The 23,453-nt window shown below is 69.9% G+C and carries 17 protein-coding genes and 4 pseudogenes; 9 read left to right on the top strand and 12 right to left on the bottom strand.

Going from position 1 to position 23,453, the window contains the following annotated elements:
• Positions 1–70: 70 nt before the first annotated feature.
• The gene (gene clpS, locus LJB71_RS07360) at positions 71–403 is read right to left on the bottom strand and encodes an ATP-dependent Clp protease adapter ClpS (protein WP_259303674.1); all 333 of its coding nucleotides are present in this window, start codon (positions 401–403) and stop codon (positions 71–73) included.
• A gap of 77 nt (positions 404–480) precedes the next feature.
• Between clpS and LJB71_RS07355 the strand changes: the two genes are divergently transcribed.
• Genes LJB71_RS07355 through hflD form a run of 3 tightly spaced genes read left to right on the top strand, consistent with a single transcriptional unit; the run spans position 481 to position 2,658 of the window.
• Positions 481–933 carry an NUDIX hydrolase gene (locus tag LJB71_RS07355; protein ID WP_259304760.1) on the top strand — a complete coding sequence of 151 codons (453 nt, stop codon included), beginning with the start codon at positions 481–483 and terminating at the stop codon, positions 931–933.
• Complete coding sequence (mnmA, locus tag LJB71_RS07350; protein ID WP_259303673.1) at positions 930–2,039, top strand: tRNA 2-thiouridine(34) synthase MnmA; 1,110 nt, start codon at positions 930–932, stop codon at positions 2,037–2,039. Before LJB71_RS07355 ends, mnmA begins: the two co-directional genes overlap by 4 nt.
• A gap of 7 nt (positions 2,040–2,046) precedes the next feature.
• Complete coding sequence (gene hflD, locus LJB71_RS07345; protein ID WP_259303672.1) at positions 2,047–2,658, top strand: high frequency lysogenization protein HflD; 612 nt, start codon at positions 2,047–2,049, stop codon at positions 2,656–2,658.
• A gap of 128 nt (positions 2,659–2,786) precedes the next feature.
• On the opposite strand, the gene acnB is transcribed toward hflD, so the two are convergent.
• The 4 genes from acnB to LJB71_RS07325 form a co-directional block, all read right to left on the bottom strand.
• A complete protein-coding gene (acnB, locus tag LJB71_RS07340; protein WP_259303671.1) occupies positions 2,787–5,378 on the bottom strand; it encodes a bifunctional aconitate hydratase 2/2-methylisocitrate dehydratase in 2,592 nt (863 codons plus the stop codon).
• 37 nt (positions 5,379–5,415) lie between these two features.
• On the bottom strand, positions 5,416–5,814 hold the full coding sequence (locus LJB71_RS07335) for a type II toxin-antitoxin system VapC family toxin (protein WP_259303670.1): 399 nt from the start codon (positions 5,812–5,814) through the stop codon (positions 5,416–5,418).
• Positions 5,811–6,014 carry an AbrB/MazE/SpoVT family DNA-binding domain-containing protein gene (locus tag LJB71_RS07330; RefSeq protein WP_259303669.1) on the bottom strand — a complete coding sequence of 68 codons (204 nt, stop codon included), beginning with the start codon at positions 6,012–6,014 and terminating at the stop codon, positions 5,811–5,813. The genes LJB71_RS07335 and LJB71_RS07330 overlap by 4 nt, the downstream gene beginning before the upstream one ends.
• 98 nt (positions 6,015–6,112) lie before the next feature.
• Positions 6,113–6,898, bottom strand: a complete 786-nt coding sequence (locus tag LJB71_RS07325; protein WP_259303668.1) for a GGDEF domain-containing protein — start codon at positions 6,896–6,898, stop codon at positions 6,113–6,115.
• Positions 6,899–7,027: 129 nt separating this feature from the next.
• On the opposite strand from LJB71_RS07325, the pseudogene acnA reads away from it, so the two are divergent.
• From acnA to LJB71_RS07310, 3 genes and pseudogenes are all read left to right on the top strand, one after another.
• Positions 7,028–9,800: pseudogene (gene acnA / locus LJB71_RS07320) on the top strand (aconitate hydratase AcnA).
• A 159-nt stretch (positions 9,801–9,959) separates the two neighbouring features.
• Positions 9,960–11,636 (top strand): AMP-binding protein, encoded by a 1,677-nt coding sequence (locus tag LJB71_RS07315; RefSeq protein ID WP_259303667.1) that lies wholly within the window; start codon positions 9,960–9,962, stop codon positions 11,634–11,636.
• 192 nt (positions 11,637–11,828) lie between these two features.
• Positions 11,829–12,724, top strand: a pseudogene (locus LJB71_RS07310) (crotonase/enoyl-CoA hydratase family protein).
• 9 nt (positions 12,725–12,733) lie between these two features.
• Here the strand turns inward: LJB71_RS07310 and LJB71_RS07305 are convergent.
• From LJB71_RS07305 to LJB71_RS07290, 4 genes and pseudogenes are all read right to left on the bottom strand, one after another.
• Positions 12,734–14,922: pseudogene (locus tag LJB71_RS07305) on the bottom strand (ATP-binding protein).
• Between the two features lie 4 nt (positions 14,923–14,926).
• The gene (locus LJB71_RS07300) at positions 14,927–15,985 is read right to left on the bottom strand and encodes a two-component system response regulator (RefSeq protein ID WP_259303666.1); all 1,059 of its coding nucleotides are present in this window, start codon (positions 15,983–15,985) and stop codon (positions 14,927–14,929) included.
• A 126-nt stretch (positions 15,986–16,111) separates the two neighbouring features.
• Positions 16,112–17,623, bottom strand: coding sequence for a lysine--tRNA ligase (gene lysS / locus LJB71_RS07295; RefSeq protein WP_259303665.1), 1,512 nt, complete (start codon positions 17,621–17,623; stop codon positions 16,112–16,114).
• A 66-nt stretch (positions 17,624–17,689) separates the two neighbouring features.
• On the bottom strand, positions 17,690–17,878 hold the full coding sequence (locus LJB71_RS07290; RefSeq protein WP_259303664.1) for a hypothetical protein: 189 nt from the start codon (positions 17,876–17,878) through the stop codon (positions 17,690–17,692).
• A 179-nt stretch (positions 17,879–18,057) separates the two neighbouring features.
• On the opposite strand from LJB71_RS07290, the gene LJB71_RS07285 reads away from it, so the two are divergent.
• Positions 18,058–19,095, top strand: a complete 1,038-nt coding sequence (locus LJB71_RS07285; protein ID WP_259303663.1) for a GGDEF domain-containing protein — start codon at positions 18,058–18,060, stop codon at positions 19,093–19,095.
• An 18-nt stretch (positions 19,096–19,113) separates the two neighbouring features.
• Here LJB71_RS07285 and prfB read toward each other — a convergent pair.
• Positions 19,114–20,242 (bottom strand): peptide chain release factor 2 gene (gene prfB / locus LJB71_RS07280; protein WP_259303662.1). Its coding sequence is split into 2 segments (ribosomal slippage): positions 19,114–20,166 and positions 20,168–20,242, totalling 1,128 coding nucleotides; the frame shifts between segments, so codons are not numbered across the junction.
• A gap of 131 nt (positions 20,243–20,373) precedes the next feature.
• Here prfB and LJB71_RS07275 point away from each other — a divergent pair.
• Both LJB71_RS07275 and LJB71_RS07270 read left to right on the top strand, forming a co-directional pair.
• Positions 20,374–20,592: a DUF2945 domain-containing protein gene (locus tag LJB71_RS07275; protein ID WP_259303661.1), complete on the top strand. Its 219-nt coding sequence runs from the start codon at positions 20,374–20,376 to the stop codon at positions 20,590–20,592.
• Between the two features lie 66 nt (positions 20,593–20,658).
• Positions 20,659–20,889 (top strand): hypothetical protein, encoded by a 231-nt coding sequence (locus tag LJB71_RS07270; RefSeq protein ID WP_259303660.1) that lies wholly within the window; start codon positions 20,659–20,661, stop codon positions 20,887–20,889.
• Here the strand turns inward: LJB71_RS07270 and recJ are convergent.
• Positions 20,834–22,531 carry a single-stranded-DNA-specific exonuclease RecJ gene (gene recJ, locus LJB71_RS07265; protein ID WP_259303659.1) on the bottom strand — a complete coding sequence of 566 codons (1,698 nt, stop codon included), beginning with the start codon at positions 22,529–22,531 and terminating at the stop codon, positions 20,834–20,836. The two genes, LJB71_RS07270 and recJ, sit on opposite strands and share 56 nt — an antisense overlap.
• A pseudogene (locus LJB71_RS07260) lies at positions 22,528–23,441 on the bottom strand (phosphoglycerate mutase). The gene recJ and the pseudogene LJB71_RS07260 overlap by 4 nt, the downstream one beginning before the upstream one ends.
• Positions 23,442–23,453: the final 12 nt, after the last annotated feature.

The following is a 23,453-nucleotide window of genomic DNA, read 5'->3' as shown; positions in this document are numbered from 1 at the left end:
GAGGCTCTTGGGGGGGACGCGTGCTTCCTATGTAAGGCGCATTCCCCGCCGGCACAAGCCCCCGGACGGGCTAGCTGCGTTCCATCGTGCACAGCAGCGGATGCTGGTTCAGGCGGGCGTATTCGTTGACCTGGGCCACCTTGGATTCGGCGATCTCGCGGGTGTACACCCCGCACACACCGCGTCCGCGCGTATGCACGTGCAGCATCACCTGGGTGGCCTTTTCCAGGTCCAGGGCGAAGAACTGCATCAGCACGTCCACCACGAAGTCCATCGGGGTGTAGTCGTCGTTCAGCAGCAGGACGGTGTACAGCGGCGGCCGGGTCACCTCCGGGCGCGCCGGGGCCACCGCCACCCCGTGGTCGGACTGCGAGTGCTGCGGCTTGTCTGGCTGGGTTGGCATGCGGCGATTATACGAAGCCGGCCGATGGACGGCGCCGGCGCGCATGCGGACAATGCCTGTATGTCCGATCACCATTCATCCAGCTCCCCTGGCAACCCGATGTCACCGTCGCCACCGTGGTGGTGCGCGACGGTAAGCTGCTGTGCGTGGAGGAGCACGCCGACGGGCGGCTGGTGCTGAACCAGCCGGCCGGCCACCTGGAGCCAGGCGAATCCCTGCAGGACGCCGCCCTGCGCGAGACCCGCGAGGAAACCGGCTGGGAGGTGCGCCTGACTCATCTGGTGGGCACCTACCAGTGGCGCGCGCCCGAGAGCGGCCGCCATTACCTGCGCGTCGCCTTCGCCGCCGAGCCGCTGCACGAGCTCCTCGGCGCGGTGCTGGACACCGGCATCGTGCGCGCCCTATGGCTGAGCCCCGCGCAGCTGCAGGCGGAGGCCGCGCGCCACCGCAGCCCGCTGGTCTGGCGCACGGCCGCCGACTACCTCGGCGGCAGCCGCTACCCGCTGGCGCTGGCCCGGCATATCGCATGAGCCCTGCCGCGCGCATCGTCGTCGGGGTGTCCGGCGGCGTGGATTCCTCGGTCGCCGCCCTGCTGCTGCGCGACGCTGGGCATGCGGTGACCGGGCTGTTCATGCAGAACTGGGCGGACGATGGCTCGGGCGAATGCCGCGCCGAGGACGACCGCCGCGATGCGGTGGCAGTCTGCGGCGCACTGGGCATTCCGATCCGCTTCCGCGATTTTTCGAAGGCGTACTGGGACGCGGTGTTCCGGCACTTCCTCGCAGAATACGCGGCCGGCCGCACCCCCAACCCGGACGTGCTGTGCAACCGCGAGATCAAATTCAAGCATTTCCTCGACGCCGCGCGTGAGCTCGGCGCCGAGGCGATCGCCACCGGCCACTACGCGCGGGTGCAGCGCCAGGGCGATGCCTTCCGTCTGCTGCGCGCGGTGGATCGCGGCAAGGACCAGAGCTACTTCCTGCACCAGCTGGGGCAGACGCAGCTGGCGGCCACCCGCTTTCCGCTGGGCGGGCTGTCCAAGAGCGAGGTCCGTCGCATCGCGGCCGAGCACGGCCTGCGCACCGCGGGCAAGAAGGATTCCACCGGCATCTGCTTCATCGGCGAACGCGATTTCCGCCGCTTCCTGGCGCAGTACCTGCCGGCGCAGGAAGGCGAGCTGCGCACCCCCGATGGCACCCGCATCGGCACCCATCCCGGGGTGTTCTATTTCACCCTCGGCCAGCGCGAAGGTCTGAACATCGGCGGCGTGCGCGGCCGCGCGCAGGCGCCGTGGTTCGTGGTGGCCAAGGACGTAGCGCGCAACCTGCTGTACGTGGACCAGGGCCACGACAGCCCGTGGCTGCTGTCGCACGTCCTGCGCAGCGAGCCGGCGCACTGGGTGGCCGGGGCGCCCCCGGCCGCGCGCTTTGCCTGCACCGCGCAGACCCGCTACCGCCAGCCGGACGAGCCCTGCGAAGTCGAGGTCCGCGATGACGGCAGCCTGGCCGTGCGCTTTCTGCACCCGCAGCGTGCGGTCACACCCGGACAATCGGTGGTGCTCTACGATGGCGAGGTGTGCCTGGGCGGTGCGGTGATCGCCGCCACCGACGCCCCCGTTCCCGACCCGAAACCGTGAAGACCGCATGACCCATCCTTATCAAGACCGCGTGCTGGCCCTGGCCGGCCTGCTGCAGGCGCTGGCGCAGGTGCGCCGGATCGCCGACACCGGCCAATCCGACCAGGTGCAGGTGCAGACTGCGCTGGAGAGCGTGTTCCGGATCGACGCCCGCGATACCGAGAGCGTGTTCGGCAGCGCGCGCGAGCTGCGCATCGGCCTGCGCCAGCTGCGCGACTATCTCGCCAGCGGCAGCAAGGACGAGGCGCTGGGCAAGCTCGCCCTGGCCGTGCTGCAACTGGAACGCCGCTTCATCCGCAACGCGGCGATCGCGGACAAGGTGCAGGCCGGCCTGCGCCGGCTCGCGCCGCGCGCGGATTCCCTCGGCAGCGCGCATCCGGACGTGATCGCCGACCTCGCCCGCCTGTACGCGGAGACTCTGAGCACCCTGCGCCCGCGGGTGATGGTGCAGGGCAACCCGCACTACCTCGGCCAGGCCGGGGTGGTGGCCGAGATCCGCGCCCTGCTGCTGGCCGCCCTGCGCGCCGCCGTGCTGTGGCGCCAGCTCGGCGGCAGCCTGTGGGATTTCGTGTTCGCCCGCCGCCAGATGGCGGCCGCGCTGGATGCGCTGCTGGGGTGAGGGGGCTCACGCCCGCCGCCGGGCGACGCCGGCGCGCGCAGCAGCCCGGTGGAACCAGTGCAATGAGCAAACGAAAACGCCCGGCATCGCGGCCGGGCGTTTCGTCATGCGGGATTGGCGGAGGGCGATCAGGCTGCGACCGAATCCGCCACCTGCCGGTACTCCTCGATCCGGTCGAAGTTCATGTAGCGGTAGATGGCCTCGCCATTGGCGTTGATGACGCCGATGTCCGCCAGGTACTCCTCGCGGGTCGGGATCCGGCCCAGGCGCGCGCAGATCGCCGCCAGCTCGGCCGAGCCCAGGTACACGTTGGTGTTGCGGCCCAGGCGGTTGGGGAAGTTGCGGGTGCTGGTGGACATCGCGGTGCTGCCCTCGCGGATCTGCGCCTGGTTGCCCATGCACAGCGAGCAGCCCGGCATCTCCATGCGCGCGCCGGCGGTGCCGAAGGTGCCGTAGTGGCCTTCGTTGGTCAGTTCGGCGGCGTCCATCTTGGTGGGCGGCGCGATCCACAGGCGCGTGGGAATGTCGCGCTTGCCTTCCAGCAGCTTGGCCGCGGCGCGGAAGTGGCCGATGTTGGTCATGCACGAGCCGATGAACACCTCGTCGATCCTGGCGCCGGCCACCTCGGACAGGGTCTTGGCATCGTCCGGGTCGTTCGGGCAGCACACGATCGGCTCGACGATCTCGTCCATGTCGATCTCGATCACCGCCGCGTACTCGGCGTCGGCATCCGGCTCCAGCAGCTGCGGATCGGCCAGCCACGCTTCCATCCTGGCGATCCGGCGCTGCAGGGTGCGGGCATCCTGGTAGCCCTGCGCGATCATCCACTTCAGCAGGGTGATGTTGCTGTTGAGGTATTCGATGATCGGGGCCTTGTCCAGGCGCACGGTGCAGGCGGCGGCGGAACGCTCGGCGGAGGCATCCGCCAGCTCGAACGCCTGCTCCACCTTCAGGTTCGGCAGGCCCTCGATCTCCAGGATGCGGCCGGAGAAGATGTTCTTCTTGCCCTGCTTGGCGACCGTCAGCAGGCCCTGCTTGATGGCGTACAGCGGGATCGCATGCACCAGGTCACGCAGGGTGACGCCCGGCTGCAGCGTGCCCTTGAAGCGCACCAGCACCGATTCCGGCATGTCCAGCGGCATCACCCCGGTGGCGGCGGCGAACGCGACCAGGCCGGAGCCGGCCGGGAACGAGATGCCGAGCGGGAAGCGGGTGTGCGAATCGCCGCCGGTGCCCACGGTGTCGGGCAGCAGCATGCGGTTGAGCCAGCTGTGGATGATGCCGTCGCCCGGGCGCAGCGAGACGCCGCCGCGGGTGGAGATGAACTCCGGCAGGGTGTGGTGGGTCTTGACGTCCACCGGCTTCGGGTAGGCCGCGGTGTGGCAGAAGCTCTGCATCACCAGGTCGGCGGAAAAGCCCAGGCAGGCCAGGTCCTTCAGCTCGTCGCGGGTCATCGGGCCGGTGGTGTCCTGGCTGCCCACCGAGGTCATCTTCGGCTCGCAGTAGGTGCCCGGGCGCATGCCCTTGCCTTCCGGCAACCCGCAGGCGCGGCCGACCAGCTTCTGGGCCAGGGTGAAGCCCTTGCCGGTGTCCGGCGGGGTCACCGGCAGGCGGAACAGGTCGGTCGCCGGCAGGCCCAGCGCCTCGCGCGCCTTGGCCGTCAGGCCGCGGCCGATGATCAGCGGGATGCGGCCGCCGGCGCGCACCTCGTCCAGCAGCACCTCGGACTTCAGCGCGAAGGTGGCGATCACCTCGCCGTTCTTCAGCGCCTTGCCTTCGTAGGGGCGCAGCTCGACCACGTCGCCGTGCTCCATCTGCGACACGTCCAGCTCGATCGGCAGCGCGCCCGCGTCTTCCATCGTGTTGTAGAAGATCGGCGCGATCTTGCCGCCCAGGCACACGCCGCCGGCGCGCTTGTTGGGGATGTAGGGGATGTCATCGCCGGTCCACCACAGCACGCTGTTGGTGGCCGATTTCCGGCTGGAGCCGGTGCCAACCACGTCGCCGACGTAGGCGACCAGGTGACCCTTCTCCTTCAGCTTCAGGATCTCGCCGATCGGGCCGCGCTTACCGTCTTCCTCGGGCACGAACGGCGCGTCCGGGCGCTTGTTTTTCAGCATCGCCAGCGCGTGCAGCGGGATGTCCGGGCGGGTGGTGGCGTCCGGCGCCGGCGACAGGTCGTCGGTATTGGTCTCGCCCGGCACCTTGAACACGGTGATGGTCAGCGAGGCCGGCACTTCCGGCTTGCTGGTGAACCACTCGGCGTTGGCCCAGCTTTCCAGCACGGCGCGGGCGTTGGCATTACCGGCCTTGGCCTTTTCCTCCACATCGTGGAACGCATCGAATACCAGCAGGGTGTGCTTGAGCGCATCGGCGGCCACGGCGCCCACTTCGGCGTCGTCCAGCAGCTGCACCAGCGGCGCCACGTTGTAGCCGCCCAGCATGGTGCCCAGCAGCTCGGTGGCGCGGGCGCGCGGGATCAGCGGGTTGGTCTCGCTGCCGAACGCCAGCGCGGCCAGGTAGCTGGCCTTGACCTTGGCGGCGTCGTCCACGCCCGCCGGCACGCGGTTGACCAGCAGGTCGAGCAGGAAGGCCTCCTCGCCGGCCGGCGGCGCCTTCAGCAGTTCGATCAGGTCGGCGGTCTGCGGCGCGGTCAGCGGCAGCGGCGGGATGCCGAGGGCGGCGCGCTCGGCCTGGTGCTTGCGGTAGGCGTCCAGCATGGGGAATGTCCTTGAGTGCGGTGAGGAAGATGGGCCTTCAGTCCCTGGGAACGATCAGCTTCAGGCCCTTGAAGTAATCGCGGTGGAATCCGGCATCGAAGGTGATCAGCGCATCGCACTGCAGCAGGGCGTGCGCGCCGATCAGGAACTCGTGAAGTGCGCGCGGCGCTTCGCCGCGCTGGCGCTGGCGGCGCTGCATCTCGCCGGCGCGCAGCGCCGACTTGGCCTCGACCGCGCTGAAATGGATGCCCATCTCTTCCAGCGCGCTCGATACCTCGGCGCCGTTGCGCAGGCTGGCCGACAGCTGCGCCAGCGCGGCATCGCAGACCACCACCCGGCCGCTGCCCAGCGCCTGGCGCAGGACGGCTTCCACCGCGTCGGCGCGCGGGCCGTCGGCCAGCAGCTCGGCCAGCACCGGGGCATCGACCGCGATCACGCGCCCCTGCCCTTGCCGACCGGCGCCTCCAGCGCGAACTTGCCGCGCACGCGCGAGAGGGCGTCGTCCACATGCTTGCTCAGTACGATGCGGCCACCGTCCAGCTCCACCTTCAGCACGCTGCCCTTGGTCAGGCCCAGCGCGTCGCGCACGGGCTTGGGCAGGGTGATCTGGCCGCGTTCGGCGACGATGGCTTCCACGGGCGCGCTCCGGCTCTACGGTAGGCCGGAATTATACATACTTTTTATTGCATACCTCTGACCGCGGCCAGGCCATGCATGCAGCGAGACGGTGGCGTTCAGCCCAGCCCGGTGCGCGCGCCGCCGGCATGCCGGGCCAGGTACAGGGCGCGGTCGCAGCGCTGGAAGAACTGGGCCGGGGCCTCATCCTGCGCGCCCAGCTCCACCAGTCCGGCGCTGAAGGTGACGTAGTTCGGCCCGGCACCGGCGGCCGCCCAGCCGGTATGCCGTGCGAACGCATGCTGCAGGCGCTCGCACAGGCGCCAGCCGCCGTCGCGGCCGGTATCGGTGAGGATCACCGCGAAGGTATCGCCGCCCAGCCGCGCCGGCAGGTCGGACAGCCGGCAGACCGCGCGCAGCAGCCGTGCCACTTCCGCCAGCACGCGGTCGCCCGCCGCGTGCGACCAGCTTTCATTGATCTGCTTGAGGTGGTCCACATCCAGCAGCACCAGGCTCAGCGGCTGCCCGTGGCGCTTGGCCCGGGCGAAGTTCAGGGCCAGCTGCTCGTCGAAGGCGCGCCCGTTGGGCAGGCCGGTCAGCGCATCTTCCGCGGCCAGTCGCGCGAAATCGCGCTCGCGTTCCTGCATGCGCGCCATCAGGGCATCGCGCTCGTGCAGCACGGCCAGCAACTGCTCGCCCTGGCGGCGCTGCTCGACGGCCTTGGCCTCGGCCTCGCGCGCCAGCCGCGCCGCGGTACGCCGCGTCGCCCCGCCCAGGGCGTACGCCAGAGCGGCACCCAGCACGAAGGCCAGCACCACCGCCAGTGCGATCCAGCCATCGGCCAGCCCCTCCGCGGGGGCAACCGGTGCGCCCGCCGGCAGCAGGGCGGCCAGGCCGCAGGACATGCGCATGTTCGCCATCGCTCACCGCCCCCGTCGCAATTCAATGCCGCAATTCAATCCGGCTTAACATCGCAGGCGCACCATAGCCCCATCGCCTGCGCCCGCGGGCACCTTACTCTCAGGAGTCTCCCCATGCGCAACTCCTTCTCCACCCAGGACCGCCTGCACGTTAACGGCCGCGAGTACGCTTTCCACAGTCTGGCCAGGCTGGGCAAGACGTTCGACATCGCCCGCCTGCCCTATTCGCTGAAGATCCTGCTGGAAAACCTGCTGCGCCACGAGGACGGCGGGATCACCGTGGGCCCTGCGCACATCGAGGCGCTGGCCAACTGGAACCCGACCGCCGAGCCGGACACCGAAATCGCATTCATGCCGGCGCGGGTGGTGCTGCAGGACTTCACCGGCGTGCCCTGCGTGGTGGACCTGGCTGCCATGCGCGACGCGGTGGTGGCGCTGGGCGGGCGACCCGAGCAGATCAATCCGCAGATCCCGTCCGAGCTGGTGATCGACCATTCCGTGCAGGTGGATGCCTTCGCCCGCCCGGATGCACTGGACATCAACGGCCGCATCGAGTTCGAACGCAATGCCGAGCGCTACGGGTTCCTGCGCTGGGGCCAAAACGCCTTCCAGAACTTCAAGGTGGTGCCGCCCAGCACCGGCATCGTGCACCAGGTGAACCTCGAGTACCTGGCGCGGGTGGTGATGACCCGCGAGGGAACCGACAGCCCGGGCAACCGCGTCACCTGGGCCTTCCCCGACACCGTGTTCGGCACCGACAGCCATACGACCATGATCAACGGCCTGGGCGTGCTGGGCTGGGGCGTGGGCGGCATCGAGGCGGAAGCGGCGATGCTGGGCCAGCCGTCCTCGATGCTGATCCCGCAGGTGGTGGGCTTCAGGCTCACCGGCAGGCTGCCCGAAGGCGCCACCGCCACCGACCTGGTGCTGACCGTCACCCAGATGCTGCGCCAGCACGGGGTGGTGGGCAAGTTCGTGGAGTTCTACGGCGACGGCCTGCAGCACCTGCCGCTGGCCGACCGCGCCACCATCGGCAACATGGCGCCGGAGTACGGCGCCACCTGCGGCATCTTCCCGATCGATGCCGAATCGCTGGCCTATCTGCGGCTGTCCGGGCGCAGCGAGGAGCAGATCGCGCTGGTCGAGGCCTATGCCAAGGCGCAGGGCCTGTGGCACGACGCGGACAGCCCGCACGCGCACTACAGCAGCACGCTGGAGCTGGACATGGGCACGGTGCAGCCCTCGCTGGCCGGGCCCAGGCGGCCGCAGGACCGGGTCCTGCTGGGCGAGATGCCGGCCAACAGCCGCGCCGCCATCGCCCAGCTCACCGCCAACCGCGAGCAGCGCAACGCGGAGGTGGCGGATTTCATCGCCGAAGGCGGCAGCGCCGCGGTCGGCAACGAACAGTTCGCCAAGGGCGAGGCGCAGGCCGTGATCGACGGTGAGCCGGTGCGCCTCAAGGACGGCGCGGTGGTGATCGCCGCGATCACCTCCTGCACCAATACCTCCAACCCCGCGGTGATGGTGGCCGCCGGTCTGCTGGCGCGCAATGCGGTCGCGCGCGGCCTGCGCCGCAAGCCGTGGGTCAAGACCTCGCTGGCGCCCGGCTCGCGGGTGGTGACCGATTACCTGCAGAAGGCCGGCCTGATACCGGCGCTGGAACAGCTGGGCTTCGACGTGGTCGGCTACGGCTGCACCACCTGCATCGGCAATTCCGGCCCGCTGCCGCAGGAAGTCAGCGCCGCCATCGCCGCCGGCGACCTGTGCGTGGCCGCGGTGCTGTCCGGCAACCGCAATTTCGAAGGGCGCATCCACCCCGAAGTGAAGATGAACTACCTGGCCAGCCCGCCGCTGGTGGTCGCCTATGCGCTGGCCGGCAGCACCGGAATCGATCTCGGCAGCGAGCCGCTCGGCCACGACCAGAACGGCGCCCCGGTGTTCCTGAGGGATCTCTGGCCCAGCGCGCGCGAGGTGGCCGACACCATCGCCGCCACCCTCGGCCCGGACCTGTACCGCCGCAACTACGCCCATGTGTTCCAGGGCGATGCACGCTGGAACGGGATCGCCTCCCCCGGACGGCGAGCGGTATGCCTGGGACGCGGCCTCCACCTACATCAAGAACCCGCCCTACTTCGAGGGCATGACCATGCAGCCGGGGCGGATCGATGACATCACCGGCGCGCGCGTGCTGGGGCTGTTCGGCGACTCCATCACCACCGACCACATCAGCCCCGCCGGCAGCATCAAGAAGGATTCCCCGGCCGGCCGTTACCTCATCGCGCGCGGGGTGCAACCGGTGGACTTCAACAGCTACGGCAGCCGCCGCGGCAACGACGACGTGATGGTGCGCGGCACCTTCGCCAACATCCGCATCAAGAACCTGATGCTGGGTGGCGAGGAAGGCGGCAACACCCTGTATTTCGGCCGCGATGGCCGCCGCGAGAAGCTGGCGATCTACGATGCGGCGATGAAATACAAGGCCGACGGCGTGCCGCTGGTGGTGATCGCCGGCAAGGAATACGGCACCGGCTCCAGCCGCGACTGGGCGGCCAAGGGCACCCTCCTGCTGGGGGTGAAAGCGGTGATCGCCGAAAGCTTCGAGCGCATCCACCGCAGCAACCTGGTCGGCATGGGCGTGCTGCCGCTGCGCTTCCGCGACGGCCAGACCGCGCCGTCGCTGGGCCTGGACGGCAGCGAAACCTACGCCGTCAGCGGGCTGGCCGACGGCGAAGCGAAGACGGCGACCGTCACCGCCACCCGCGCCGACGGCAGTCAGGTGCAGTTCGACGTGGACGTACTGCTGCTCACTCCCAAGGAAGTGGAATACGCCCGCCACGGCGGCCTGCTGCAGTACGTGCTGCGGCAGCTGGCAGGCAAGGCGGCCTGAGGCCGGCCCGCGCGCGCACCCCAGCATCCGGCCGCCGCGGCCGGACCCCGCAGCGCATGATGCCGCTCGCCTTGCCAGCCACGGGACGCTGTGCTGAAATCGGGCAAATCCATACGCCGCCGCATTCTCGCGCCGGATCAGACTGCAGGGGAGTAGCGCATGAGTCTCGAACGTCCTTGGCTGGCCCACTACCCCAAAGGCGTGCCCGCCCAGATCGATCTCGACGAGTTCGCGTCGATCAACGACGTCTTCGATTTCGCGCTGCAGAAGTACCGAGACAACACCGCCTTCATCAACATGGGCAAGGCGATCAGCTATGGCGATCTCGATCGCCTGAGCCGCGACTTTGCCGGCTACCTGCTGGGCGAGCTGAAGCTGAAGAAGGGCGACCGGGTGGCGATCATGATGCCCAACTGCCTGCAGTACCCCATCGCCCTGTTCGGCGTGCTGCGCGCCGGCCTGACGGTGGTGAACACCAACCCGATGTACACCCCGCGCGAGCTCAAGCACCAGCTCACCGACTCCGGCGCCAGCGCGCTGCTGGTGATGGACAATTTCGGCCACGTGGCGCAGGACGTGCTGGCGGAAATGCCGGGCGTGCGCGCCATCACCACCGGCCTTGGCGACATGCTGGGCTTCCCCAAGGGCGCGATCGTCAATTTCGTGCTCAAGCACGTCAAGAAGATAGTGCCCGACTACGCCATCCCGGGCGCCGTGCGCTTCCGCGACGCGCTGACCCTGGGCCGGATGCACGCGCTGCCCGAGATCCGCAACGCGCCCGAGGACCTTGCCTTCCTGCAGTACACCGGCGGCACCACCGGCGTGTCCAAGGGCGCGATGCTGACCCACCGCAACATGGTGGCCAACATGCAGCAGGCGGCCTCGTGGGTGAGCGCCAACATCCGCCTCGGCGATGAAAAGATCGTCACCGCGCTGCCGCTGTACCACATCTTCGCACTGACCGCGAACTGCCTGGTGTTCATCAAGTTCGGCGCGCAGAACCTATTGATCACCAACCCGCGCGACATGCCCGGGTTCGTGAAGGAGCTCAAGCATTCCGGCTTCACCGCGATCACCGGCGTCAACACCCTGTTCAACGGGCTGCTGCACACCCCGGGCTTCGAACAGGTGGACTTCTCGCGCCTGCACCTGACCCTGGGCGGCGGCATGGCGGTGCAGCGCGCGGTGGCCGACAAGTGGAAGCAGGTGACCGGCGTCACCCTGGCCGAGGCCTACGGGCTCACCGAGACTTCGCCGGCGGTGTGCATCAATCCGCTCGACCTGCGCGAATACAACGGCTCGATCGGCCTGCCGGTGCCGTCCACCGACGTCTGCATCAAGGATGACGACGGCAAGGTGCTGCCCGCCGGCGAGATCGGCGAGCTGTGCGTGAAGGGCCCGCAGGTGATGAAGGGCTACTGGCAGCGCCCCGAGGAGACCGCCAAGGTCATCGACGCCGATGGCTGGCTGCACACCGGTGACATGGCCAGGATGGACGCGCAGGGCTATTTCTACATCGTGGACCGCAAAAAGGACATGATCCTGGTGTCCGGTTTCAACGTGTATCCAAACGAAGTCGAGGACGTGATCGCGATGATGCCGGGCGTGCTGGAAGTGGCGGCGATCGGCGTACCCGACGAGAAATCCGGCGAGGCGGTGAAGGTGTTCATCGTCAAGAAGGATCCGGCGCTGACCGCCGACGCGGTGAAGGCCTTCTGCCGCGAGAACATGACCGGCTACAAGCAGCCGAAGTACGTGGAATTCCGCAGCGAACTGCCGAAGAGCAACGTCGGCAAGATCCTGCGCAAGGAACTGCGCGAACCGGCCGCAGGCTGAACCCGCGCCTGCCGGCGCTCCCGATTCCGGGCGTCGCCGCATTCGGCAAGCCCCGGCGTTCGCGCCGGGGCTTTTTTGCTGGAGTTCCTTGCACTTGCGTGGTTTTAGGCGCATAGAGGCGGCACGGGCGCATTCCCCATTCCCCTGTCCTGCCGGCATGGCCCGGGCCGGCCCATCCTGTCTGGAGCGATCATGGCCACCGCGACCCTCGAAAAACTGACTCCCGTCCCGCGCTATCCCACCCTGCGCACCACCACCGATGCCGCCGGCGAGGTGCACTGGTGCCATATGCACGCCGACCTCGCCCACGCGCCCGGGCGCGCCTGCTTCAAGCCCGCGCTGGTGGATGACATCCTGCGCTACCAGCAGTCCCTGGGCGAGCGCCTGTGGCGCGAGCGCCGCCAGGGCGATGCCGGCCTCAAGCACGTGGTGCTGGCCTCCGACTGCGATGCCTTCAACCTCGGCGGCGACCTCGGTATTTCTGCGACGCGATCCGCCGCCAGGACCGCTCGGCCCTGCTGCACTACGCCACCCAGTGCGTGCGCGGCGTGCACGCTTTCCACGACGGCCTCGGCGCGGGCGCGCACAGCATCGCGCTGGTGCAGGGCGACGCGCTGGGCGGCGGCTTCGAGGCCGCGCTGAGCTGCCACACCATCGTGGCCGAGGAAGGCGTCGGCATGGGCCTGCCGGAAGTACTGTTCGACCTGTTCCCCGGCATGGGCGCGTATTCCTTCCTGTGCAAGCGCATCCCGCCGCACAAGGCCGAGCAGCTGATGCTCAGCGGCGAGGTGCTGTCCAGCGAGGAACTGCACCGGATGGGCCTGGTGGACGTGCTGGCGCCGCGCGGCCAGGGCGTGCAGGCGGTGGAGGAAGTGATCCGCCGCAACCGCCGTATCCCGCATGCCCGCAGCGCGATGCACAAGGTCCGGGCGATGGCGCAGCCGGTGTCGCTGGAGGAAATGCTGGCGATCACCGAGACCTGGGTGGATACCGCCCTGCAGCTCGGCGAAAAGTCGATGCGCACGATGGAGCGGCTGGTGCGCGCGCAGTACCGCCGGCACGCAGGCAGCACCGCCTGCCAGGCATGAGGCCCGGGCTCAGGGGCTGTCCTCGCGCGCGGGCGTCCAGCTCCCGCGCGCGGCCAGCGCCTGTTCACCCTGCCGCAGGCGCTGCACCAGCGCCTGCAAATGCCGCTGCCAGTCGCGCGCCAGCTCGAACCCGGTCATCCGCATCAAGGCGCCGCTGAGGCTGGCGCACTGCAGCAGGCCGAGATTGCCGGTGACGCCCTTCAGCGCATGCGCCTGCTCGCGGTACTGGTCCCAATCGCCGGCCTCGCCGGCGGCCTGCATGCGCGCCAGCGCAACCCGCGCATCGGTCATGCACTGGGCGACGAACTCGACCTCGAAGGCCTTGCCCATGCCCAGCGCCGCGAATTCATCCAGGACCGAGGCGTCCAGCACCTGCTCGCCCGAGGCGTGCAGCAGTGCGCGCGCAGGTTCGGCGGTCGCGGTGGCGGGCGCCTCGCCCGCGGCGATCCCGGCGATCGTGTCCAGCAGTTGCCCCGCGGTGAACGGCTTGGTGATGAAGGCGCGTGCACCGGCGTCGCGGCAGGTCTGCGCCGCCTCCGGCGAGGCGTCCGCGCTGACCACCACCACCGGGGTGCGGATCTGCGCGCCGGCCTGCATCACCCGCAGCTGGCGCAGCAGGTCGATCCCGCTCAGCGAGGGCATGTGCAGGTCCACCAGCGCGAGATCGAATTCGCCTTCCGCCAGCGCATCCAGCGCGGCCTCGCCATCGTCCACCGTCATCACCCGGTGCCCGGCCTTCTGCAGCACGCCCTGCAGCAGCAGCCGGTTGGCGGCGTGATCGTCGGCCACCAGCACCCGCAGTGAGCGCACCCGCGCACGGTGGCGCAGGAACGGGTCGCTGAAGGCGATCACGTTCGGGGTTTCCAGCGCCTCCGGCGGCGGCGCGGCCTCGGCATCGGCCGCCATCATCGGCACGAACCCCACCGCACTCTCGAACGGCAGCTCCACCCAGAACCGGCTGCCGACGTTCTCGCTGCTCTCGAAGCCGATGCTGCCGCCCATCGCCTCGGTCAGGCCCTTGGCAATGGTGGTGCCCAGGCCGGTGCCCTGGTGCTTGCGCGACAGGCTGCTGTCGGCCTGCTCGAACGCCTCGAACAGGCGCGCGCGCGCCGAGGCGGGGATGCCGATGCCGGTATCGGATACGGTGAAGCGCAGCCGCACCTGGCCGGGTCCGGCCTCGCCGACCTTTCCACCCGCATCCGCACTTCGCCGGAAGTGGTGAACTTGATTGCATTGCTCAGCAGGTTCACCAGCACCTGGCGCAGGTGGCCGGCGTCGCCGCGCAGGCGGGCGGGCACGTCCGGCGCCACCGCGACCTCGTATTCCAGCTGCTTGGAGCGCGCCTCCGGGCGCAGCATCAGGTTGATCTGCTCCAGCAGCGCGTGCAGGTCGAACGCCTCCACCCGCAACTTGAGCTTGCCGGCTTCGATCACCGCGATGTCCAGCACGTCCTCCACCAGCGCCAGCAGCGCGCGGGTGGCGGCCTGGATGGTCTCCAGATAACCGCGCTGCTCGGCGTCCAGGCGGGTGCTGGCCAGCAGTTCGGACATCCCGGACAGGCCGTTCAGCGGGGTCCGGAACTCGTGGCTCATATTGGCCAGGAAGCGGCTCTTGGCCTGGTTGGCGCGGCGTGCGTCCTCCACCGCCGCGGTCAAGGCACGCAGCAGCGAGGCGAAATACAGCGGCACCGCGCCCAGGCCGACCAGCAGGCCGCCGGACAGGTAGTCGTTTTCCTGCCAGTACGCGGTGGTGAACATCACCGCCGCGAACGAGGCCACCGCCAGCAGGGTGGCGGCGTACAGGTAGCGCGGGCCATAGCGCATGCCGTTGCCGATCGTCACCCACAGGTACACCGCGTACAGCGGCGCCGCCTGCTCGCCCTGCAGGTGCATCACCCCGGCCAGCGCCGCGTAGTCGGCCAGCATGCCGATCCAGCGGCGCGCGTGCGAAGGCGCCGGCGCGGCCAGGATGGCCGCCAGCAGGCCCAGTGACAGCACCAGTTCCCCGACCAGGATCAGCCAGGTGGCGACCAGCGCCGGCCGCGAGTCGCCGCCCCCCACTTCCCAGCCGAGGTAGATGGCGAACAGGAAGGTGATGGCGATCCGCACCACCACCTGCCCGTGCTCGCTGTCGCTGCGGCCGCGCAGGCGCGCCAGCACCCAGTTGCGCAGATCGCGCAGTGCGCGCAGGCCAGCCATGGGGTCAGCGCCACTCCGGGCGCGGGGTGATGTGCGAATACCGCTCGCAGATCTCGCGCAGGCGCGGCAGGTCGGCGGTCAGCGCGCGCACGCAGGCCGGGTCGAACATGGTGCCGCTGCGCGAGGCGATGAAGTCCAGCGCCTGCTCGAGGCTCCACGGCTGCTTGTACGGGCGCGGCGAGAGCAGCGCATCCAGCACGTCGGCCACGGTGACGATGCGCGCCTCCAGCGGGATCTGCTCGCCGGCCAGGCCGTCGGGATAGCCGCCGCCGTTCCAGTGCTCGTGGTGGCGCAGGGCGATCTGGGCGCCGATCTGGATGAAACGGTTCTGGCTGTCCTGCAGCAACTCGTAGCCGATCCGCGGGTGCTGCATCATGCGCCCGCGCTCGGCCTCGTCCAGCGCGCCCGGCTTCATCAGGATGGCATCGGGGATCGCGATCTTGCCGATGTCATGCAGCGGCGCCGCCAGCTCGATCAGCCGCACCTGCTCCTCGGGCAGGCCCAGCCCTTCCGCGATCAGCCCGGCGATGTGCGCCATGCGCTCCAGATAGGCGCTGGTGCCGGCATCGCGGAACTCGATGGCGCGCGCCAGCCGGTGCAGGGTCTCGCGCTCGCGCTCCTCCACTTCGTGCATGCTCGCCAGCAGGCGCTCTTCCAGCGACAGCGCACGCTGCTTGACCGATTCGGTCTGCTGGCGCAGCTGCAGCAGGTTGCGGCAGCGCGCACGCACGTCGCGCGGGCGGATCGGCTTGACGATGAAATCGATCACGCCGGCGTCCAGCGCCGCCTGCCGCACCGGCTCGTCGCCGACCACGGTCACCAGCACGATCGGCACGTCGCGGTTGTGCAGCGGTTTGCGGATCGCCCGCGCCAGCTGCAGCCCGTCCATGCCCGGCATGCGGTAATCCAGCAGCAGCAGGTCGGGCCGGTTGGCCTCGCACCATCGCAACGCATCCTCCGGCGTGCCGAAGTCGTACGCCGCCACCTGCGGACCAAGGTCCGCCAGGACATGCCGCATCAATGTGCGGGCAGAAGGTTGGTCATCAACGATTACCACGTCCATGCAGCGCCCTCTCTCTTCATGGCCGAACGCGGGAATCCATGCCGCTCGGCCATCCTTACCGCATCGGCGGACATTGGCAAGTGAAGAACGCCCGGCCAGTGCGCGCGGTCGCGGGTTCCCGGGGCCTCACTGGGCCGGGCGCATGTAGGGGAACAGCAGCACGTCGCGGATCGAGCTGGAGCCGGTCAGCAGCATCACCAAGCGGTCGATGCCCACGCCCAGCCCACCGGTAGGGGCCAGCCCCACTTCCAGGGCCCGGATGTAGTCGGCGTCGTAATGCATGGCCTCGTCGTCTCCGCCCTCCTTGGCCGCGACCTGGGCGCGGAACCGCGCGGCCTGGTCCTCGGGATCGTTCAATTCGGAGAAGCCGTTGGCCAGCTCCTTGCCGCCGACGAACAGCTCGAAGCGGTCGGTGATGCCCGGCTCGCTGTCGGATTCGCGCGCCAGCGGGCTGACCTCCACCGGGTAGTGGGTGATGAAGGTCGGCTGGATCAGGCCGGTCTCGACGGTCTTCTCGAAGATCTCCAGCAGCAGCTTGCCCCAGCCGTCGCCGGGCTTGACCGGGATCCTCAGGCGCGCGCAGTGCGCGGCCAGCGCCTCGCGGTCGCGGCAGTCGGCGACGGAAATCTCCGGGTTCAACGCGCGCACCGCCTCCTCCAGCTTCCAGCGGCGGAACGCCGGGCCGAGGTCGATGCTGTGGCCGTCCCATTCGAACACGGTGGTGCCCATCGCCTCCACGGCGACATCGCGCAGCATCGCCTCGGTCAGGTCCATCACCTCGGTGTACGTGGCGTAGGCCTCGTACAGCTCCAGCATGGTGAACTCGGGGTTGTGGCGGGTGGACACGCCCTCGTTGCGGAAGTTGCGGTTGATCTCGTACACCCGCTCCAGGCCGCCAACCACCAGGCGCTTGAGGTACAGCTCGGGCGCCACGCGCAGGAACAGGTCGATGTCCAGCGCGTTGTGGTGGGTGGTGAACGGACGCGCGGTGGCGCCGCCGGCGATGTAATGCATCATCGGCGTCTCCACTTCCAGGAACCGGCGCGCGTCCAGCCAGCGGCGGATCGCGGCGACGATGCGCGAGCGCGCGACGAACACCTCGCGCGCCTCGGGCGTCACGATCAGGTCCACGTAGCGCTGGCGGTAGCGCTGCTCGACGTCGGCCAGGCCATGGAACTTGTCCGGCAACGGCCGCAGCGCCTTCACCAGCAGGCGCAGCGATTCCACCTTCACCGACAGCTCGCCGGTCCTGGTGCGCATCAGGCGGCCCTCGGCCGCCACGATGTCGCCGATGTCCCAGCCCTTGAAGGCCTCGTAGGCCGCGCCCAGCGCGGTGGCCTGCAGGAACAGCTGGATCCGCCCGCTCATGTCCTGCACGGTGGCGAACGCCGCCTTGCCCATCACCCGCTTGGCCAGCATGCGCCCGGCGATCGCCACCTGGCGGCCTTCGGCTTCCAGCGCCTCGCCCGTCCACTGCGCGGCGTCGGCGTAGGCCACCTGCAGGTCGCCGGCGTAGTCGGTGCGCTTGAAGTCGTTGGGGAACGCGACGCCCTGCGCGCGCAGGGCGGCCAGCTTGGCGCGGCGCTCGGCGATCAGGTGATTTTCGTCGGCCGCATGCGGCGTGTTGGAATCGGTCATGACGGTTCGCTTTTGGGCTCGTCATTCCCGCGGAGGCGGGAATCCAGTGTCTTGTTGCGGGAAGGATCAAGGTCGCTGGATTCCCGCTTTCGCGGGAATCGCAGCAGAAAACAGCAGATCGCGTCGCTGCGCTTGGCGGCGTTTGAAGTCGTTGGGAAACGCGACGCCCTGCGCGCGCAGCGCGGCCAGCTTGGCGCGGCGCCCGGCGATCGGGTGGTTTTCATCGACGGGCTGGGGGGCGGCAGGGTCGTTCATCGGGCATCCGGGGCCTGCCGCGGCAGCGCGCGGGGCCGGCGGTCGCAGGTGGGGAGAGGGCCCGGAAGCATAGCAGAGGCGCGCCCTGCAACGAATTCGCCGTGCCCGTGCCATGGAATCGACACCAGGTTGGCACCGTTCTTGCTTGAAACATCCCGATCCCACCGGTTTCCGACGCCATGGCCCCCTTCCCCGCCTTGCGCTTTGCCCCGCTGCTGGTGCTGGCCCTGCTGTTGCCGGCGACGCCGGTGGCCGCCCCCGGCCCTCAAGGCGATGCCACGGAACTGCAGCTGGCGCAATGCCTGAGCCTGCAGAGCAATCTCAACCGGCAGTCGCGGGCCTTGGCCGACCTGCAGGCGCGCACCCGTATCAGCGCCAGCCAGCGCGAACTGGAGCAGCTGCGTCATGCCCACCAGATCGAGCAGCTGCAAAACGAGAAGCGCCAGCTGGCCTATGTGGCCGCAATCGCCATCCTCGCCCTGCTGCTGGGCCTGGCCACCGGGTTCGGGGTGCTGCTGCGCAAGCGCCATCGCCAACTGCGCCGGCTGAGCGAGGTGGACACCTTGACGGGCCTGAACAACCGGCACGCGGCCACCGCCATGCTCAACGCCATGGCCGCCCAGCCGGGCCCCGAGGGGACCCGCCACGTGCTGTTCCTGATCGACGTGGACCACTTCAAGCAGATCAATGACGGCCACGGCCACCATACCGGCGACGAGGTCCTGGTGGCGTTGGCGCAGCGCCTGAAGGCGGCCTGCCGCCCCACCGACCTGGTGGCGCGCTGGGGCGGCGAGGAGTTCCTGGTGGCCTGCACCAACCTCACCCGCGAGCAGGCCGAGCAGGTCGCCGCACGCCTGCGCCGGGCCATGGCCTACACCCTGGAAACCGCGCACACCGCGCGCCCGGTGACGGTCTCGCTGGGGCTGGCGCCGATCCCGTTCTTCGATGCCGGTGCGGGCACTTCCGCCGCCAGCCGCTGGGATTACGCCCTGCGCATGGCCGACCGCGCCCTGTACGCCGCCAAACGCCACCGTGACGCCTGGGTCGGCTATTGGGGTGCGCAGCTGCCGGACGACGCCACCGCCGAGGCGGTGCTGGAGCAGCCGGAAGCGGCGCCGGGGATCGTCAGCGTGATGTCCAGCGTGCCGCGCATCGTGACCGGCGCCTCCGAGATCGCGCGCGCCCGCAGCCTGCGCGCGCTGCGCGCGCAGCACTGAGCGCGCGGACCGGGTGGATCAGGCCGCGTCGGTGCGCTTGGCACCGGCTTCCAGGCCCATCTTCAGGCTGGCCTCGACGAACTCGTCGAGGTCGCCGTCCAGGACCTTCTGGGTGTCGGAACGCTCGATCCCGGTACGCAGGTCCTTGATCCGGCTCTGGTCGAGCACGTAGTTGCGGATCTGGCTGCCCCAGCCGATGTCGGACTTGCTGGCTTCCAGCGCGTCCTTCTCGGCGTTGCGCTTCTGCACTTCCAGCTCGTACAGCTTGGCTTTGAGCATCTGCATCGCGCGATCGCGATTGGCGTGCTGGCTGCGCTCGGTCTGGCAGGCCACCACCACCCCGGTGGGAACGTGGGTGATGCGCACCGCCGACTCGGTCTTGTTGACGTGCTGGCCGCCCGCGCCCGAGGAACGGTACACGTCGGTCTTGAGGTCGGCCGGGTTGATCTCGATGTCGATGTCGTCGTTCACCTCGGGCGAGACGAATACGCTGGTGAAGCTGGTATGGCGGCGGTTGTCGGAGTCGAACGGGCTCTTGCGCACCAGCCGGTGCACGCCGATCTCGGTCTTCAGCCAGCCGTAGGCATAGTCGCCCTCGACCCGGAAGGTGGCGGACTTGATGCCAGCCACGTCGCCGCCGCTGACCTCCATCAGCTCGGCCTTCCAGCCGCGCGATTCGCACCAGCGCAGGTACATGCGCAGCAGCATCTCGGCCCAGTCCTGCGCCTCGGTGCCGCCGGCGCCGGCCTGGATGTCCACGAAGGCGTTGGCGGCATCCATCTTGCCGGAGAACATCCGCTGGAACTCGATCTGCTCCACGCCCTTCTGGTAGCGGTCGACGTCGGCCATCACCGCCAGCGCGGTCTCCTCGTCGTTCTCCATCTCGGCCAGGTCCAGCAGCTCGCCGGCGCCGGCCAGGCCCTCGGTCAGGTCGCGGATGCCGTTGACGGTCTTGTCCAGCAGCGAGCGCTCGCGGCCCAGCGCCTGCGCGCGGGCGGGGTCGTTCCAGACATCGGGGTGTTCCAGTTCGCGTTCGACTTCTTCCAGGCGCTCGCGCTTGGCGTCGTAGTCAAAGATACCCCCGGAGCGCATCCAGCCGGCCGGTCAGGTCGGCGATGCGTGCTCGGATGGGATTGAGCTCGATCATGGGAAACCGCGTATTCGGGTGAATGGGGCATTTTAGCAGTGCAGGCAGCCCGTCACGCCGCCGCCCCCCGGCGCTCACGCGCGCTTTTCGCCTCTTCGATCAGACTGGGCGCGAGTTTCGAGGAGACGAACATGAGCCATACAACGCATTTCAAGGTGGGCGACCACGTGCGCTGGAATTCCGAGGCCGGCTACGTCAGCGGCCATATCGTCAAGGTGCACACGGCGGACTTCGACTACAAGGGCCACACCCATCGCGCCAGCAAGGACAGGCCGCAGTACGAGATCAAGAGCGACAAGAGCGACCACGTGGCCGCGCACTATGGGGCGGCACTGACCAGGATCGACTGAGATCGACGTTGCCTACCGCCTGCGCGATATCGACAGCCCGCCCTGCGCTACCTGGCGTCGGCGGTGTTGCCGGCCTACATCCTGCACCAGACCGTCATCATCGCGCTGGCGCATACGGCCAAACCGCGGGCCCTGCCGCCGCTGCTGGAGGGCCCGCTGCTGGTGGTGCTGACCTTCGCGGCGTGTTTCGGCGGTTACGAACTGATCCGCCGGGCACCGGTGCGGCGGCCGCCGTTCGACCTCAGGCGGGAGGCCAGGCGGCTGCCGCTTCCCGATGCACCACCACAAGCTGGATAGCATCGCCGCCGCGCCAATCGTCCGGCACCAGCCGGTAGGCGATCCGTACCCGCCCTGCCGGCGCCTGGCCGTCCCAGCCGTTGAAATGGATGGCATTGCAGCGCACGCCGTCCAATTCCAGTTCCAGCTTGAGGTGGCGCTCCTTCAGCACCCGGAAATCCCGCACCGCGAAGATGCCGTCGAACAGCGGCTCGGGGTAGCCCTGGCCCCAGTGGCCGCCGTCGCGCAGTGCCAGCGCGACATCCGCCCGCAAGTCGCCCGCACGCAGTTCGCCGTCGCTGTGCAGTTCCTCGGTCAGCAGCTCCGGGGACAGCCACTCGCGCGCGACCCGCACGAAGGCGTCGCGGAACGTCGGAAACGCATCGCGCGGCAGGCTCAGGCCGGCCGCCATCGCATGCCCGCCGAAGCGCGGAATCAGCCCCGGATGGCGCGCCTCCACCAGCGCCAGCGCGTCGCGCACGTGGAAACCGGGAATCGAGCGCGCCGAGCCGCGCAGCAGGTCGCTGCCTGGCTCGGCCGGGGCGAAGGCGATCGCGGGCCGGTGCAGGCGCTCCTTCACCTTCGAGGCCACCAGTCCGACCACCCCGGGATGCCAGTCGGGATCGAACAGGCAGGCGGCATGCGCGGCGTCGATCCCGTCCAGCCGCGCCTCGGCGCCATCCTGCATGCCGGCCTGCAGCGCGCGGCGCTCCTCGTTGATCGCATGCAGGGCCGCGGCCAGCCGTCGCGCATGCGCCGGGTCGTCGGTGAGCAGGCAGTCGATGCCGATGCCCATGTCCTCCAGTCGCCCCGCCGCGTTGATCCGCGGGCCGATGGCGAAGCCGATGTCGGCAGTGGTGAGCGCCTCCGCGCGGCGCCCGGCCACCTCGATCAACGCGCGCAGCCCGGCGCAGCCCTGACCCGCGCGCAACCGGCGCAGGCCGGCGCCGACCAGGGCGCGGTTGCAGGCATCCAGCGGCACCAGGTCGGCGACCGTGCCGACCGCCACCAGGTCCAGCAGCACCGCCAGGTCCGCCTTCGATTCCAGCGCGGCGCGCAGCGCCAGCAGCAGGTAGAACACCACCCCGACGCCGGCCAGCGCCTTGCCCGGAAAGCTGCAGCCGGGCTGGTTGGGATTGACGATGGCATCCGCGGGCGGCAGCGTCGGCCCCGGCAGGTGGTGGTCGGTCACCAGCACCTGCCAGCCGCGCGCCTTGGCGGCCGCGATGCCGGCGTGGCAGGCGATGCCGTGGTCCACCGTCACCACCAGATCGGGCCGCAGCGCCGCCAGTTCCTCCACCAGTCCCGGGGTCAGCCCGTAGCCGTGGACGAGGCGGTTGGGCACCGCGTGCGAAACCCGGCGCGCGCCGAGCAGGCGCAGCCCGCGCACGCCGACCGCGCAGGCGGTGGCACCGTCGCAATCGAAATCGCCCACGACGAGGATGTGGGCATCGCTGGCGATGGCATCACGCAGCAGCGCAACGGCGGCATCGATCCCGCGCAGGCCCGACGGCGGCGGCAGATCGGCCAGCCGCGGCAGCGCGCTGCGGGCATCGCTGCCGCGCGCGGCATGCACCCGCCGCAGCAGCTCGGGCCAGTGCGCCGGCCAGTCGCCCACCGGCGCCACCGCCGGGCGGCGCAGGATGCGACGCCGCGTGCTCATGCCGGGACGACCGCCAGCGCCCGCCGCCACAGCCGCCAGCGCTGGCCGCGATGCAGGTGGAACACCTGGCCATCGGCGAAATCGAAGACCGCCTCCGCGCGCCGCAACGCCGGCTCCAGCCACTCGTACACCAGGGCACGCACATCACGCTGGCCGCGCAGATCCACCAGCGCGTCCTCCACCTCGGCCCGGAACGCCTGCACGCCCATGCCCTGCAGCTTGCCAAGCCGCGCTGCGCCGAGCACCGCGGGGTCGTCGGAATAGATGATCGGCGCATGCCCCGACACCGCATCAGGCAAGGCCCCGCCCCCCAGAACCACAATGCGTTGATCGCCACCCGTCCGGCCGCCGTGCGCACGGCATTGTGCGGATGGTGGTGCAGGATCACCTGCGCCTCGCTTTCCAGCGCGCGCCAGCGGCGTGCGCTCTCGCCCTGCGCGGCATGCTCGAACACATCGTCGCCCAGCGCGATGTCCGGCGAAGCGAATGCCGGCAGCGGCGTGCCCGGCGGCAGCCGCAGGTACCAGCGCGCCGGGTGCGGCGCATCCAGCGCGAACCCGGCATCCCCGAACAGCGGCCGCAGCGCCGGCAGCAGGGCCTCGGCATCGGCCGGCTCCAGCCCGAGGCTGGCGCCCACGCCCAGCAGGCGCGCGCCGTTGATGTCGGGCCGGATATGCGCGGGGTCCACCCGCAGCCACGGCCCGTGGCGGGCATCGGCCTCGCCTGTGTCCAGCAGCCGGGTCAACGCCGCCGAGGGCCAGGCCCGCGGCAGCAGGTCGAAATGGCGGGCCAGCTGCGCCGCTTCCCCGGCTTCCGCGCGCGCCCGGTCCGCGCGCCCCAGCGCCTGCGCCAACGCCGGCGGCAGCGCGATGCCGGCGAACCGCGCCGGCGGCGGCAGCAGCAGCGTCAGCCGCGCCACCCT

This window comes from Thermomonas sp. S9, assembly GCF_024704365.1.
Classification (GTDB): Bacteria; Pseudomonadota; Gammaproteobacteria; order Xanthomonadales; family Xanthomonadaceae; genus Thermomonas.
Note: the sequence above shows the minus strand (reverse complement) of the source record. Positions and strands in the feature narration are given on the sequence as shown.

Bases quoted from the DNA above. Each gene is read 5' to 3' on its own strand.
- recJ (WP_259303659.1), bottom strand. From the start codon at position 22,531: ATGAGCACGCGGCGTCGCATCCTGCGCCGCCCGGCGGTGGCGCCGGTG.
- LJB71_RS07285 (WP_259303663.1), top strand. From the start codon at position 18,058: ATGGCCCCCTTCCCCGCCTTGCGCTTTGCCCCGCTGCTGGTGCTGGCC.
- clpS (WP_259303674.1), bottom strand. From the start codon at position 403: ATGCCAACCCAGCCAGACAAGCCGCAGCACTCGCAGTCCGACCACGGG.
- hflD (WP_259303672.1), top strand. From the start codon at position 2,047: ATGACCCATCCTTATCAAGACCGCGTGCTGGCCCTGGCCGGCCTGCTG.
- lysS (WP_259303665.1), bottom strand. From the start codon at position 17,623: ATGACCGATTCCAACACGCCGCATGCGGCCGACGAAAATCACCTGATC.
- LJB71_RS07325 (WP_259303668.1), bottom strand. From the start codon at position 6,898: ATGTCCTGCGGCCTGGCCGCCCTGCTGCCGGCGGGCGCACCGGTTGCC.
- acnB (WP_259303671.1), bottom strand. From the start codon at position 5,378: ATGCTGGACGCCTACCGCAAGCACCAGGCCGAGCGCGCCGCCCTCGGC.
- LJB71_RS07315 (WP_259303667.1), top strand. From the start codon at position 9,960: ATGAGTCTCGAACGTCCTTGGCTGGCCCACTACCCCAAAGGCGTGCCC.
- LJB71_RS07300 (WP_259303666.1), bottom strand. From the start codon at position 15,985: ATGGACGTGGTAATCGTTGATGACCAACCTTCTGCCCGCACATTGATG.
- LJB71_RS07290 (WP_259303664.1), bottom strand. From the start codon at position 17,878: ATGAACGACCCTGCCGCCCCCCAGCCCGTCGATGAAAACCACCCGATC.
- mnmA (WP_259303673.1), top strand. From the start codon at position 930: ATGAGCCCTGCCGCGCGCATCGTCGTCGGGGTGTCCGGCGGCGTGGAT.
- LJB71_RS07275 (WP_259303661.1), top strand. From the start codon at position 20,374: ATGAGCCATACAACGCATTTCAAGGTGGGCGACCACGTGCGCTGGAAT.